Here is a 14,091-nt window from a genome sequence, read left to right on the forward strand (position 1 = left end):
ACACCCACAAGGCCCTGCATTCGCGGGGCTTTTTGCGTTTCACCTACAAGGAAAACCTAATGATACCCGAACGTAACCACGACGGGCGGTCAAGACAGGTGCGCCGACAGGAGGAGAGAAAAGACCCTCTTAAGAAGGACTTCCGTCTATTTCTTCATGTCGTCTGGAAGCATCTGGGCCTCCCCAAACCCACGCCAGTTCAGTTGGACATCGCTTGGTACATGCAACATGGCCCGCGAAGGAAAATGGTTCAGGCGTTCCGAGGGGTCGGCAAGACATGGGTCTACGCAGCCTTCGTCTGCTGGCGCTTCTACTGCAACCCTGAATGGAAGATCATGGTTGTCTCCGCCACAAAGACTACCGCTGATGACTTCTCGCGCTTTGTGAAGCGTCTCATCCACGAGATGCCTCTATTGGAGCACCTCATCCCCCGCGAAGATCAGCGTAACTCCAATGTGTTCTTCGACGTTGGCCCGTCAAAACCGTCCAAAGACCCCTCACTCAAGTCCGTAGGCATCACCGGCCAGATCACAGGCTCCCGTGCTGACGAAATCCTCGCGGACGACATCGAGAGTTTGAACAACTCGGCGACCGAAGGTGCCCGTGAGAGGCTGTCTGAGGCCGTCAAAGAGTTCGACGCTGTTCTGAAACCGGGGGGCGTGATCACCTACCTCGGCACACCTCAGTCTGCCATGACGATGTATATCAAGCTGCCCGAGCGTGGCTACAACATCCGCATCTGGCCAGCACGAGTCCCAGAAGACACCAACGTCTACAACGGGCAGCTCGCGCCGTTCATCTACAACTTGATCGAAAAGGGCTGGCCTGTCGGTACATCGACTGACCCCGACCGTTTCTCCAATCAAGACTTGGATGAACGTGAAAGATCTTATGGCCCTGCAGGTTTCGCTCTGCAGTTCATGCTGAACACCAGCCTGAACGACAGCTTGCGGTTCCCGTTGAAGCTGGCTGACATGATCACGATGCCTCTGGACCCTCACATGGCCCCTGCGCAGCTTGCTTGGTCCTCTGGTGCAGAGCACCTGATCGAAGGTGTTCATGTGTCAGGTCTCCCCGGCGACAAGTTCTACGGTCCCATGTTCGTGGGTAAAGACTTCCTGCCTTACAGTGGTTCCGTCATGGCCATCGACCCTTCGGGCCGTGGTCAGGATGAGACAGCATACGCGGTGGTCAAGCACCTCAACGGGATGCAGTTCGTGACCGCTGCCGGTGGTCTGGTTGGCGGCTACGATGACGAGACTTTGGACAAGATCGTTCAGGTCGCCAAAGATCAGAAGGTGAATGTCCTGCTGGTCGAGGGCAACTTCGGCGGAGGCATGTTCGCGAAGCTCCTGATGGCGGCGTGTAAGCGGAACCAGTATCTCGTTCAGATCGAAGAAGTGAACCACTCGAAGCAGAAAGAGATGAGGATGGCCGACACCATCGAGCCTGTCCTCGCGCAGCACCGCTTGGTCATCTGTCAGACGTTGATCAACCGGGACTTCGAGACAGCCTCGGAGGCCTCGTATAGCCTGTTCTGGCAGCTTACCCGACTCACGCGGGAGAGAGGGTGCCTGAAACATGACGACCGCTTAGACGCGCTCTCAATGGCTGTGGCGTACTGGACAGAACAGATGGCCCAGAACTCGGAGGATGCCTTCGAGAAGCACCAACAGAAACTCCGTGACAAGGCCTACAAGGACTTCATCAAGGAAGTGAAAGGCGGGATCGAAAGCCGCATCGCCATGGGCGGTTTGAAGCGCCGAAAACGCAAAGGCTTCACGAGCCTCTGAGGGACTCCCTGAGGGCCTCTAACTAATCCTGGGACTCTCACTCCCAACCAACCTTCAACACGCCCTGCTGACTCGCTCTGCGAGCCGGTGGGGCTTTTTTCGGAACCTATCTCTATGTCTAATCCACTGACCGTCTACGGGTATGACAACGGCTGTCCTGCCTGTGACGATCTCAAACAACTTCTCACCTTGTTGAGTATCCCCTTCGACTTCATCGCTGTGGCTCCTGACAGCCGCGAGAGAGCGGTGCTGAGGGAAGCGGGGTATGAGACAGTACCTCAAGTCTTCACGCCCTCAGGAGTCTCCGTAGGCGGTCTCAGCGACTTCCGTAAGGTGGCCCGCTTGGGGCTGCAGGCAGGGGGCTTGCTAGGCTGAACCTCAGGGGGTGATTTCCCCTTCTATCGAAGGAGGAGATACACCCTCCAACACCCCCTCTGAGACACCCTAAAAAGATAAGCCTTCTCAATCACCTACAATTAACCCGCATCTAAGCCCTAAGGATGAAACCTTAAGGTATATGTTAGAGGTTACCTTAAAGGGTCCATGACCAGAATGAGTAAGTGGACGTGAGAGGGCATGTACTTCTCCTCCTCCTCCGAGAAAGACCCATGATGAAGGTGCCCCCTAGCGGGGGTATAGACCATGGATGCTCGAAATAAGCATCTCGACAGTGGGTCTTCCCCCTCAGGGTCTCCCTCGGGGCTGACGCCCCTCAGTCAACCCTGTCAAGCACATACCTCTGTCAACCGGGAACCCATTTTATTTTCACCGCAAAAATGTGACACCCAGAGATAGATAGAGATGACCGCGCGCACCCCCCTCGGCTCCTCCAGATCGCACCGGCACGGCACCTCAAGTCACCGCTTCAGGTCACCAACACGCGCACCGTCCTTGTTTTGTTGGGGTTGCGGTGGATTATAAATCCCGCGACACGCCGCAAGGGCACCATCACGGCCACCATCAAGAGCACATCAAGGGGCGTTGGATTGTGTCAGCGCGTGACCGTCCGAAGGGGTGCAGTCAATCTGTTTTGTCTCCACGATAACAGACGCCACGTCCACTCTAACGGACACCATCACGGACACCATCAGGCGCACCATCACGTGACCTTTTGAGGGCGTCTATAGGTACGCGCGGGAGCTATTATACGCAAAGGCACCATCACGGGCACCATCACGGGACGCTTGGGGGCACCATCACGGCACCATCAGGGACACCGCGGGCCTGTTTTTCATGGTGCGGGGGAAACATTGTCCTTTTTCTTTCGTTTAAAAACAGACACTTAGCATCTTTCTCGTCACTTTCGGGAAATATCCACTTGCGGAGATAATCCACTTGCGGCTAGAACAATATCACCGAACGGCAGACACGGCGCAGGGCGCTACGGGCCGGACGGGGCAGGGGCCAGCCGCCCGAAGACATATCACCGGCTGGGGGTCGAAGCCAAACCCGCTCGCTTAATTGCAACGCGGCCTGAGGTGACCGGCTCAGAGGGCTTCCTACGGGATGCTCTGACCACCTAAGCGCAGACCACGGCGATGTGACGGAGTGCGGCGATGGTGGGCAGGGCATGACGGGCGATTAAGATCGGGTGACCGGCGGCTCAGTAAACACGAAACCATATCGTTGGTTTCATAAGCTGCCCGAGCGGGCTGTTTTTGTAACCTAACGTATCCACTTACGGAGAGACTTCACATGCCGAGCCATATCATCTACCAAGGGCCAAGCCTTCTCGACGGTCAAGAGATCATCGTCGTTGCTCAGACCAAGACAAGCAACCGCAAGACAGGCGACATGGTGCAGACCTACATTCTGCGGGCTGACATTGACCCAATCAGTGCAAGCCGCACCGGCCAAGACTTCTCGATCTGTGGGAACTGTCCGCACCGTGGCAAGGCACATGACGGCGATAAAGGGCAGGCCAAAGACCGCACCTGCTACGTCACTCTGGCCCATGGTCCGCGCTCTGTCTATGCCGCCTTCAAGCGTGGTGTATATGATACCGTGACCGGCCATGAGGCAATCAAAGCTATCGGCAAGGGTCGCATGGTCCGCATTGGCACCTATGGCGACGGCGCTGCAGTGCCTTCCTACATCTGGGATAGCCTGTGTGAAGACGCCACCGGCTGGACCGCATACACCCACCAAAACGGCGTAGATGGTGCCGCGACTGACCCTAAGCGCTTCATGACCTCAGCAGACAGCAAGGCCGAAGCTGCAGCCGCGTGGGCCATGGGTCAGCGCACCTTCCGAGTGATTGCCGACGTGGCCGATGTGGTGGCCGGTAAGGAAATCCTCTGCCCTGCCTCCGATGAAATGGGCAAGCGCACCACCTGTGACCTTTGCGGGCTATGCGCTGGGGCATCCAAGAAAGCCAAGTCCATTGCCATCGTTGCGCACGGCACATCCGCCAAGAAAGCCAAGGCCCTAGTTGCGGCCTAATGTATCCACCTACGGAGAGACTTCACATGCAAACTCTGAACACCGAACCCTTCACATTCACCTTCATGGACTTCCTGAGCCTGCACTCTGGGGGACTGCTTCTGGCGGTCCTTATCGGGGCCGCTGGGGCATGGGTCTTTGCCGAGATGGAGGGCTGATCAATGAGGCTTACTTTAGTTGGCTCTGAGGGGCACTGTGTGGTGGACGCTGACGGCACCATCATGTCGCGTGAGGGTTATGACCAGATCGAGAGCTTTAACCTGCTCCACACCAGTCTGCCCAAGGACTACGGCATCGAAGCCTTTGACGACGTAGACATCATTTTCTTTGGCTGGAAGATGAAAGACGGCACCTACGAGCCACCCTCAGATTATGAACGCGAGGGACCGAACGGGGTATGGGAAACCTTACCTCCTCGCCGCTTGGAGGGTTGGGTATGAGGAGCGTTCCGTTGCGACACGTACCAGCGGGCGCACTGATCAAACGCAAGAGAGACGCAAAGAAAGTCTACTTGCGTGAGCACTATGACAGGGCGAGCAAGAAATACTGCCTGACCGACTACGAAGACGTGGGTCGCTCGATTTTCCTGAGCGGCGACACCGTCGTCTTCATTGACTTCGAATATTGAGAGGAAGCGACATGCAGGACTTCTATTTGCCGCCTGAGAAAGAACTGGACTTCGGATGAACTTTTTCTTGGACACCGGCCTTCCGCTAATCATTGCAGTAACCGTGGCGCTGGGTCTCTGGTGCCTGACAGGGGGAAACGTCAGATGAAACGAGCGCAGATCGACAGACGCATATTTATTGAGCACGAGCGTCAGGGCCTTCTCGGGCCGTGGCTTGTACATACGCTAGAGAAAGACAAGCGGATGTTAAAAAAGTCGATCCAGTCGGCGAAACGTCGCGTAAAGTCGTGACATATCCGAAAGCGACTAGACTATATACCAATGGATACTCCCAAAGTTATTGGCTCTAACCTCCTGACATTTTTCAGGCTTAGAGGGACTTAGGGCAGGGGCGCAAATTTCTGGTGCCCTTCCCGTTAAGGTAGGACAACAAGCAATGATCTTGACTACGCTATCGACACCACTCCGTGATGTAGTCGTTGAATACTCTCCCAAGGCCAGTTGGTCGTCTTGGGAATACCACCGCGAGGGGAATGACACTCATATCTTCTGCGGAAAATTCTCGCTAGTGCAAACAAAGCGTTTCCAGAAATTTCAATGGCCTGTATGGTATATCACACGGGCATTAGCAGTCATCTTTACGTTGTATTCACTGGCTTTCTTAGCCGGTTGGGCTGTAGCAGGTGACGAGACACTCAAAAATGAACAGACAGGGGCTGAAATCATTCCCTGCTAAAGGGGACAATGACTATGAACACGACCACTTTCGCTTCGGACGATAAGCGTAGGGACTTCCGATCTACCTACAATCTCTTCCAGCTTATGCGGGACACCGAAAAGGACATGCCAATGTCCATGGCGGCTGTCTTTGCATGGGTGGCACTCAATGAGGGGTCAACGCAAGTTGAACTCCGCAACGCACTGGATATGCCCAGCGCAACATCTTCGCGCATCCTCGCGGCGCTCTCTAAGGTGCATCGTCTCGGGAAGCCGGGACACGACCTGATCGAGTGGGTCGAGAACCCCGAAGACCGGCGCGCGAAGCTGCTCTACCTGACAACCAAGGGCAGGGCACTAGCAAACAAGATGGTGGACACCCGTTGAGGGTGTTCACTTCCTTTTACCCCAAAAGCTCCACTTGAAAGGACACCCCATGGATGCAACTAACATCATCGCCCGCCTTCGTGACGCTCAGCGCGGCGGCTTCATGGACCATGTTACCGCAGCCAAACTGCGCAACCTTGAGATCGAACTGGCTGGGACTGAGCAGGAGGACTTCACCTGCGATATTATGGGCTACGATACGGTCCTGAGTTACCTCGCCAAGACGAACCCCGAAGCGCTGGAACTGATGGTGAACCCCGTTCACGAAACCATCAGTGTTGGCATTGATTTGTCAAAAAGGCTCCACTCACGGGGTGTTCCCATCATCAAGGTAGCTGCATGTGAGCACATGAAACGCCGCTTCCCTAAAGCACGGTACGTCAATGCTTACCCGACCAACGAACTCGCCGCTTATTTCGCCTGAACTAAACGATGACCCCTGTGATGACTGGTCGCAGGGGCCACTCCACAAACTGAGAGGACGCTCCAATGGCAATCCGCAACAAAGGCAACAAGTATCAGGTAGACGTGACAGTGAAGGGCGTCCGCGCTCCTCGTGTTTCCTGCGATACCCTGCATGAGGCACAGGCAGTAGAGGCTCAATTCAAGGCACACCTACTGGCCGGTGGAGACCCCGCCGATCTGGTGCAGGACAGCGGCAAGGCTAAGGCCTCCAAGGGTCCAACTCTGGGCGACCTTCTGGACGTGACCATTCGCGATGAATGGAAGGGCACCAAGGCAGAGACATCCAGTATCCGCAACGGCAGCGTCTGGCCTGACGAGCTTGGCTATGACTTCCTCCTGTCTGACCTCAAGCCCGACAATGTGACTGAGGTCTGCGACCGTCTGGCCGTCAAGGGCAACTCAGGGGGCACCATCAACCGCAAGCTCGCGGCGCTGGGGAAGATGCTCACCATTGGTCAACGGCGCGGCTGGGTCCAGAAGTTCAAGCTACCGAAGAAGAAGGAATACACAGGCCGTCTGCGCTACTTTACGGATGACGAGATGGAGAGCCTGATCGACTTCGCTAAGGGCGATATTGACATGCTCAACCTGATCATCCTCGGGGTCGAGACAGGCATGCGCCAAGGTGAATTGCTGGCCCTGACGCCCCGCGACATTGATCTCAAGCGTGGCCTGATCATCGTCAACGAGACCAAGTCTGACGAGAACCGCTCGGTTCCCATCACCGAAGAAGCCAAGGTGGTATGCGCGCGCCTGATCAAGGGCCTGAAAGCACACCAGCGGGTGTTTGATACGCGCCTCACCAGCGAGAACATCAGCCGCTTCATGCGCCGCTGGAAGCATCACCGTGATCTGCCCGATGAAGACGAGGCAGTGTTCCACACCCTGCGCCACACCACATGCTCTCGCCTCGTGCAGGAGGGGGTGCCTCTGGTGATCGTGCAGAACTGGATGGGCCACAAGGTGATCGAAACCACCATGAAATACGCGCACCTCGCGCCTAACAGCCTCGACATAGCGCTCAAGGCACTTAACGACCGAAAAGGAACTTGAAATGACATTCTTTGATCTTGTGTTTAAGCGGAAATCTGGACGCGGAGGCTTCCAAGCACGCCATGACTATACAAATGGGTACGGGGTGAGCGTCATAGACGACGGCTACGGGTCAGATGCTGGTCTCTACGAGGTGGCTGTCATGTTTCAGGGTGACCTCTGCTACGACACGCCCATCACGGACGACGTGCTGGGGCACCTCACATCTGACGATGTGACTGACATCATGGAACGTGTGTCCAAGCTCCCATCGCCCTTCATGCTTCCCGCGCCCAAGGCCATGAACACAGGGGACGCCGCATGAACTGGAAACCACCACAGGGTTGGATATGGCCGCGCACCTTCGTGACACCTCCACCAGCCCCTGAGGGGTATGTCCTTGAGGTGGAGTATGAATGCTTCCTAGGGACTGAGAAAAGGTGGCGATACGTACCTGCTTGACGACTCACTGACAGCCCCATAAACCAGCCCTCGTGCCGCTCTGGTGGAATGGTAGACACGAAGCATTCAAAATGCTTTGCCCACAAGGCGTCCCGGTTCGAGTCCGGGGAGCGGCACCATCCCAAGAACCAATCTCTTGACCTTCTGAACACTCACCACTAGCTAACCGGCTATGGTGAATAAACTCGACCGCATCGCTTTTGGGCTGTTCGTCCTTGCCACCGTGAGTCTCTCATACTCTGAGGCTCTGGCGGCTATTCTGTTCGTCCCAGCGGTGGTCGCTGCAGTGGTCTACTTCAAGACCCGCTGACCTTCACCTACCCAACAAGGAACACCATGAACAAACTTGTACTCGGCTTCGTCGTGGCCGTGCTCTTCGTTGTCGTCTGGATTGCAACCCTACCTGACGAGCGCCCGCCGCGCTGGGGTGAGGTGTGTGCCAGACACGAATACTTCACCACACTCGTGCCTATCTTTAACGGCAAGAGCACCACCATGGTGCCTCAACAGCAAGCCCGCTGCGTCCTGCGCGAGCGTGTCTGTTTGCCTGCTGGGAAAGACTATACCGGCCCATCAACTTCCTGCTCTTAACCACGTCCAATTACATCCACTTGCGGAGCCAATATGACAGACGACACGCGCACCTTCAAAGAGAAGCTGATCGACAAGACAGCAAAGTTCATCCATGAGAAAGTCCCTGCACACAGTCGCGCAGAATACGAGGAACTGCTCGCCACCAACACCGACCTCGCCATCAAACTGATTGGCATCTGGCGTGACCATGAAGAACTCCGCGCCGCCTACTTTCAGCTTCAAAAGGAGGCCTGTGAGGGCATCCCTATGCCTCCCATCAAGGTGACCGCGAGCACGGCGATGTTGCCTTATGATCGGGTGATCGCGCACGAAGTCCATTGGTCTATGGAGCCGTTCATGGCGAACTTCAAAATGGCGGAAGACCCGAGGGTCCGTTTCGACCGCACACCTGAGGTCGCCCGCGCATTCCACCGAATGTTCCACGAAGAGTTTGTCCCCAAGCTTTGGGAAGAGACGGCGAACACCCTAGGCATGGCGCAGGGGCGCGCAGCCGCAGCATGGAAGAGACCCGCAGCATGAACCAACTGATCTTTGCAATCCAACGCCACCTCGCGCACCGCTGGGGCTTCATCACGCAAGCCGAACACACCCGCCTACTGGAACGGGGTCTGCGCGAGTACCGCACCCAAGCCGGTCACCAGTTTGACTTGATCAACCAAGAGCGCCTGAACATCTACCGTGAACTGACTGAGGCGAGGAAGCGCATCCGCGACCTCGAAGGGGAAGCCGAGTTCGCTCGCGAGAAGTATGAGATCGACATGATCACAAGTATCAGCAGCCCCACGCAGATCACATCAGAGGACTTCTGATGCGGTTCTTCTACCACAACGACGGCAATCCTCGACTGGACCACCTCAACAGCATCCTATCTCAGCCCCTTCTGTTTGCCCCAGCAGACACCGTGAAGGCTCTGACCTTTGGTGCATTCTACGGCGCAGGACCGAGGCCCATGGCTCGGATGCTTTGCGGGCAGAAAGCTCCACAAGTGGATGTTATTTCTGTCACGCGGCGGGACAGGGAATCACCCGACAGTTCCGTGGTCGTCACCAGTGACATGGACGGTGACATAGGCGGTGACGCGGTGACGAGAGGAACCGTGGAATATCAATGGCCTACCCAGCTTCCACGGGATTCAAAATCCCCCGCCTTCACGGGCGTGAGAGTTCGAGTCTCTCCTTGGGCACCACAAAATCAATAGGTTACGTCGTGTAGTTAATGTTGGTGAGCGCGCCCGCTCCACACAATTTCGCTTAAAATCCGCTTTTCGTTGAACCTTGATACGACCAAAGGCCTATGAGGGCTTTGGGACATATCTCTAGGTGCATGAGCCCCTCGGGCCTATAGTTTCCCTCACTCTTGGGGAGGAGAGATATGTCACAGTCAACCAGCAATCGAAAATCCACAGCAGCCCTTGTTGTTGCTGCCCTTGTGTTCCTTGTCAGTCTCGCGGGGCTGGGCTGGGGATTTGTTGTCTCGGCCATTCTGGCGGGCGCGGCGTTTTTTGGCATGACCATGATGAGCAAATCAGCGAGCGCTGCTGAAGCGCCTGAAATGCCAGCGGCACCGGAGCCTGTTGCGACGCCCGCGCCCGAGCCGGCGGCGCCCGTGGCTGAGCCGGAGGTTGCCCCAGTACAAGAGGCTCAGGAAGCCGAGCCCGAGACGGCACCTGCAATGGCGGAAGCTACGGCAGAGGCTGACACTGAAACGCGGGTCGCTGAACCCGCAGTCACGGCAGGAATGGTGAAATTGGGAACGTTGCTTCCGGGTGAGGCGGAGCTGTCAGAGCGCAGAGGGGCCTGGCGATACGAGGGCTAAAGGCGCAGGCCGTGGTCTTGGCAAAAAAATAGGCGCCTGAGTGGCGCCTTTTTCTTATTACGGGGATTGGGACGTGTTTGGGGCTTAGCGGCCCCAAGTGCGGACGGGTCCACAATCCATATGCACAAAGTTGGAACCGGAATAGCGGCCAACACCACCGGCGCGGCAGGCGGCTGCTGCGCGGGCCATTTGGGTCACTGAGCGGGAAGAGAGGCGCAAGTCTGCGGCTTGGCCTTTCATGTGCAATGAGTTCTTCGCCACGCCGCGGGAGCGGGAGCGCAACATCGCGTTTGTCTTGGGGCTGCGGTAGCCGGACAGCAGCATGTAAGGCTCGCCAGCGTCCATCAGATTGTGGGCTGCGGCCATGATGTCGATGGTGCGGATGTCCATGTTGATAACGTCATTGGTGCGCCAGTCACGCATGAAGGCGTTGACCTCGCTGACCGCGTCTTTGATGTACTCGCCTTCAACCCAGTAAATGGTGTCGATGCGCTCACCGGTGCGGCCTGAATACATGCGAATGCGGCGGATATCACCGCCACCGCGCAAAAAGCCCGCTGCTTTGGAATATGTCGGAGCCGCAGTCAATGCTGTTGCTGCAAACGCGCCCAGCAAGCCGCGCCGCGTCATGCTCAAAGAGCCGTCGTTCGGTTCGTTCATAGTTTCAGCGCCTGTCCCGTCGCTTACCTGCCACCGCGATGTTACGCGGCCGTTGTTGTCATCCATCCCCTCAGATGTGCGGTTTTTATGGCACACAAGGATTTCTACACCAAGGTTTCTTTTTGGCGTTGACGGGCGGAGCATGGGTTTTAGGCAGAATTTTGCTTAATTCCTGAACAAAAGGTTTCCGCCGCAGGACTTGTGGCGTCGCTGCACCGGTGCAACAAATTGCACCACATTCCCCCCTTTGGCGAACTTGTGATTGGACAGCGTTGCCGATACGGAGAAAATCGAAGTCTGAATTGATCCCGACTATTGGAAGTTTCTTATGTTGCAACCCTCGCGCGCGTCCCGCTTTAAGCGCTGTGTTTTCAGCTCTGTCACCGCGGCTGTCCTCGCTGTTTCACTGCTGACCACGGAAGCGCAGGCCTTCCCAGCCTTTAAGCAGGCGGTTGCAGAAACAGCGGCGCGCGACGATGCGATTGCAGCCTATTACCGCGGCGCGGATTTCGATCCGATCTGGACTGGGGAGGGGGAGATCTTTGTTCAGCGGCGTAAGGCACTGATCAACGCACTGTCCCGTGTCGAAGATCATGCATTACCGGCGGCACGTTATGATGTGGATCGTTTGGTTGCCCAAATGGCCAGTGCGCGCAGTGCGCGGGATCTGGGGCTTGTGGAAGTGGCGCTCAGCAAGGCTTACCTGAGATATGCGCGTGATCTGACGTCCGGCATGCTGGTGCCGTCCCGTATTGACGAAGAAATTGTGCGCGAGATTGCGCGGCGTGACCGCACCGAGCTTTTGCAGAGCTTTATTGCGGCGGAGGACGCGAAGAGCTTCCTGCGCGGGCTTGCGCCGCAAACGCCGGAATACACCCGCTTGATGAAAGAGAAGCTGCGCCTTCAGCGTTTGGTTTCTCAAGGAGGGTGGGGCGAGAGCGTGCCTGTTGCCAAGCTGGAGCCGGGAGACAAAGGCCGTTCGGTTATTGCGCTGCGCGACCGCCTGATGCGGATGGGCTTTATGGAGCGCTCCGCCACCGCGTCTTATGACAGCGACGTTGAGAACGCCGTGCGCGCATTCCAGACAGCCCATGGTTTGGAAATTGATGGCGTCGCGGGCAAAGGCACGATCAGCGAGATCAACGTATCTGCTGAGACCCGCCTGAAATCCATCATGGTCGCCATGGAGCGGGAGCGCTGGCTGGATCGTGAAACCGAAGGGCGCGAAATTCTTGTCAACCTGACCGACTTTTCCGCGAAGATTATCGATGACGGCAAGCTGACCTTCCGCACGCGCTCGGTGGTTGGCAAGAACCAGAGTGATCGCCGCAGCCCGGAATTCTCCGACACAATGGAGCATATGGTCATCAATCCAACCTGGAATGTGCCGCGCTCTATTGCCACCAAGGAATACCTACCTCTGCTGAAGCAGAACCCGAACGCTGTGAGTTATCTGCGTTTGGTGAATGGCCGCGGTCAAACGGTTGATCGCAGTGCGGTTGATTTCTCCCAGTTCACAACCCGGAACTTCCCCTTTGACATGAAGCAGGCGCCGGGCAACCGCAATGCGCTGGGTTTGGTCAAATTCATGTTCCCGAACCGGCACAATATCTATCTGCATGACACACCTCAAAAGGCGCTCTTTAAACGCGAAGTGCGTGCTTACAGCCATGGCTGTATCCGGCTGCAGCAGCCGTTTGAATTTGCCTATGAGCTTCTGTCCAAACAGGAAGACAACCCCAAAGGCTTCTTCCAGTCGCGTTTGAAAACCGGGCGCGAAACACATGTGAATTTGGAGCAGAACATCCCGGTGCACATCATTTACCGCACGGCTTACACCGAGGCCAAAGGTCCGGTGCAGTATCGCCGCGACGTCTATGGGCGTGACGCAAAGATCTGGGAAGCCATGGCAAATGAAGGGGTGGCCTTAACCTCTTATCAAGGCTAAACACGCCTCCGACATCATCCGGAGGGTTGCACATGGCGTTTACGGTTCAGCAGATTGCTGCAGCAATTGATGCGCAGGCACATGGCAACGTTGATTTGGTCGTGGAGCGGGTTGCCGAACCTGCCATGGCTGGTCCGGATGATCTGGCGCTTCTGACCAATCCGAAATTCGCCGATGGGCTTGCCAAAGGGCAGGCCAAAGTGGCGCTTCTTTGGGATGGTGCAGACTGGCAAGGCATGGGGCTTGAGGCCGCGATCACCGCCAAGCGCGGACGGTTTGCCATGTCGGGACTGTCGCGCATGATGGACCCCGGTCAGGGCTATCCGGAAGGCATTCACCCGACTGCACTGATTGACGAAACCGCCTCGCTGGGCGAGGGTGTCTCCGTTGGACCCTATGCGGTTGTCGGCGCAAACGTGCAGATTGGTGCGCGCAGCGTTATTGGCCCGTTTTGTCACATTGGGGCAGACACCCGTCTGGGTGAGGACACAATGCTGCGCGATCACGTCTCGATCGGCGCGCGCGTCACCATCGGAGACCGGTTTTGGGCCCAACCTGGCGCGCGGATTGGCGCGGATGGCCTGTCTTTTGTGACCCCAGAGGCGAGTGGCGTGGAGAAAGCGCGCGCCTCACTGGGGGATCAGGGGGATGTCACTGAGCAAGCCTGGGCGCGCATACATTCGCTTGGTGCTGTAACCATCGGAAATGACGTCGAAATCGGCGCCAATTCCTGTGTGGATTACGGCACGGTGCGCGACACCAAGATTGGCAATGGCTGCAAGATCGACAACCTCGTTCATGTGGCGCACAATGTTGTCGTGGGCAATGATTGCCTGTTTGCCGGATTGGTCGGCATCGCCGGCTCCACGCGTATTGGCAACAATGTGGTCCTTGGCGGGCAGGTTGGCGTCACTGACAACACCACCATTGGCGACAACGTCATCGCCGGTGGTGGCAGCAAGCTGATGAGCAAGGTGGCACCGGGGCAGGTTGTGCTTGGTTACCCAGCGGTCAAGATGGAAACCAATCTGGAAATGTACAAAGCTCTCAGACGGTTGCCACGATTGGCAAAGCAATTTGCAGATCTTCAAAAAACTGTTTCGAAGTTGGGCTTTAAGTCCTAAAACCCGATGACCGCGGGAAAGGAA

17 protein-coding genes and 1 tRNA gene are annotated in these 14,091 nt (G+C 56.7%); 17 read left to right on the forward strand and 1 reads right to left on the reverse strand.

The window, feature by feature from the left end:
- Positions 1 to 59: 59 nt before the first annotated feature.
- The 15 genes from terL (at position 60) to ACO07T_RS12890 (ending at position 10,335) form a co-directional block, all read left to right on the forward strand.
- A complete protein-coding gene (gene terL, locus ACO07T_RS12820; protein ID WP_422049742.1) occupies positions 60 to 1,793 on the forward strand; it encodes a phage terminase large subunit in 1,734 nt (577 codons plus the stop codon).
- A 114-nt stretch (positions 1,794 to 1,907) separates the two neighbouring features.
- Entirely contained in the window at positions 1,908 to 2,168 is a 261-nt protein-coding gene (locus tag ACO07T_RS12825; protein WP_422049743.1) for a glutaredoxin family protein, read from the forward strand.
- A 1,320-nt stretch (positions 2,169 to 3,488) separates the two neighbouring features.
- The gene (locus ACO07T_RS12830; RefSeq protein WP_422049744.1) at positions 3,489 to 4,235 is read left to right on the forward strand and encodes a hypothetical protein; all 747 of its coding nucleotides are present in this window, start codon (positions 3,489 to 3,491) and stop codon (positions 4,233 to 4,235) included.
- 26 nt (positions 4,236 to 4,261) lie between these two features.
- The gene (locus ACO07T_RS12835; protein WP_422049745.1) at positions 4,262 to 4,393 is read left to right on the forward strand and encodes a hypothetical protein; all 132 of its coding nucleotides are present in this window, start codon (positions 4,262 to 4,264) and stop codon (positions 4,391 to 4,393) included.
- 3 nt (positions 4,394 to 4,396) lie between these two features.
- A complete protein-coding gene (locus ACO07T_RS12840; RefSeq protein WP_422049746.1) occupies positions 4,397 to 4,675 on the forward strand; it encodes a hypothetical protein in 279 nt (92 codons plus the stop codon).
- Between the two features lie 11 nt (positions 4,676 to 4,686).
- Positions 4,687 to 4,863, forward strand: a complete 177-nt coding sequence (locus ACO07T_RS12845) for a hypothetical protein (RefSeq protein WP_422049747.1) — start codon at positions 4,687 to 4,689, stop codon at positions 4,861 to 4,863.
- A 750-nt stretch (positions 4,864 to 5,613) separates the two neighbouring features.
- Positions 5,614 to 5,967 carry a MarR family winged helix-turn-helix transcriptional regulator gene (locus ACO07T_RS12850; RefSeq protein WP_422049748.1) on the forward strand — a complete coding sequence of 118 codons (354 nt, stop codon included), beginning with the start codon at positions 5,614 to 5,616 and terminating at the stop codon, positions 5,965 to 5,967.
- A 49-nt stretch (positions 5,968 to 6,016) separates the two neighbouring features.
- Positions 6,017 to 6,391, forward strand: coding sequence for a hypothetical protein (locus ACO07T_RS12855; protein ID WP_422049749.1), 375 nt, complete (start codon positions 6,017 to 6,019; stop codon positions 6,389 to 6,391).
- Positions 6,392 to 6,456: 65 nt separating this feature from the next.
- Positions 6,457 to 7,485, forward strand: a complete 1,029-nt coding sequence (locus ACO07T_RS12860; RefSeq protein WP_422049750.1) for a tyrosine-type recombinase/integrase — start codon at positions 6,457 to 6,459, stop codon at positions 7,483 to 7,485.
- Position 7,486: 1 nt separating this feature from the next.
- A complete protein-coding gene (locus ACO07T_RS12865; RefSeq protein WP_422049751.1) occupies positions 7,487 to 7,789 on the forward strand; it encodes a hypothetical protein in 303 nt (100 codons plus the stop codon).
- A gap of 171 nt (positions 7,790 to 7,960) precedes the next feature.
- A tRNA-Leu gene (locus ACO07T_RS12870) sits at positions 7,961 to 8,045 on the forward strand.
- 217 nt (positions 8,046 to 8,262) lie between these two features.
- Positions 8,263 to 8,517: a hypothetical protein gene (locus ACO07T_RS12875; RefSeq protein WP_422049752.1), complete on the forward strand. Its 255-nt coding sequence runs from the start codon at positions 8,263 to 8,265 to the stop codon at positions 8,515 to 8,517.
- 33 nt (positions 8,518 to 8,550) lie between these two features.
- Positions 8,551 to 9,039 carry a hypothetical protein gene (locus ACO07T_RS12880; protein ID WP_422049753.1) on the forward strand — a complete coding sequence of 163 codons (489 nt, stop codon included), beginning with the start codon at positions 8,551 to 8,553 and terminating at the stop codon, positions 9,037 to 9,039.
- Complete coding sequence (locus ACO07T_RS12885; RefSeq protein ID WP_422049754.1) at positions 9,036 to 9,329, forward strand: hypothetical protein; 294 nt, start codon at positions 9,036 to 9,038, stop codon at positions 9,327 to 9,329. The genes ACO07T_RS12880 and ACO07T_RS12885 overlap by 4 nt, the downstream gene beginning before the upstream one ends.
- 562 nt (positions 9,330 to 9,891) lie before the next feature.
- Positions 9,892 to 10,335 carry a hypothetical protein gene (locus ACO07T_RS12890; protein ID WP_422049755.1) on the forward strand — a complete coding sequence of 148 codons (444 nt, stop codon included), beginning with the start codon at positions 9,892 to 9,894 and terminating at the stop codon, positions 10,333 to 10,335.
- Between the two features lie 84 nt (positions 10,336 to 10,419).
- On the opposite strand, the gene ACO07T_RS12895 is transcribed toward ACO07T_RS12890, so the two are convergent.
- A complete protein-coding gene (locus ACO07T_RS12895) occupies positions 10,420 to 10,965 on the reverse strand; it encodes a YcbK family protein (RefSeq protein WP_209061982.1) in 546 nt (181 codons plus the stop codon).
- 358 nt (positions 10,966 to 11,323) lie between these two features.
- Between ACO07T_RS12895 and ACO07T_RS12900 the strand changes: the two genes are divergently transcribed.
- Entirely contained in the window at positions 11,324 to 12,943 is a 1,620-nt protein-coding gene (locus ACO07T_RS12900; RefSeq protein ID WP_422049756.1) for a L,D-transpeptidase family protein, read from the forward strand.
- Positions 12,944 to 12,975: 32 nt separating this feature from the next.
- Positions 12,976 to 14,067: a UDP-3-O-(3-hydroxymyristoyl)glucosamine N-acyltransferase gene (gene lpxD, locus ACO07T_RS12905; protein WP_422049757.1), complete on the forward strand. Its 1,092-nt coding sequence runs from the start codon at positions 12,976 to 12,978 to the stop codon at positions 14,065 to 14,067.
- Positions 14,068 to 14,091 lie beyond the last annotated feature (24 nt).

Origin of the sequence: Shimia sp. (assembly GCF_965227725.1) — a bacterium.
Taxonomy (GTDB): Bacteria; Pseudomonadota; Alphaproteobacteria; order Rhodobacterales; family Rhodobacteraceae; genus Shimia.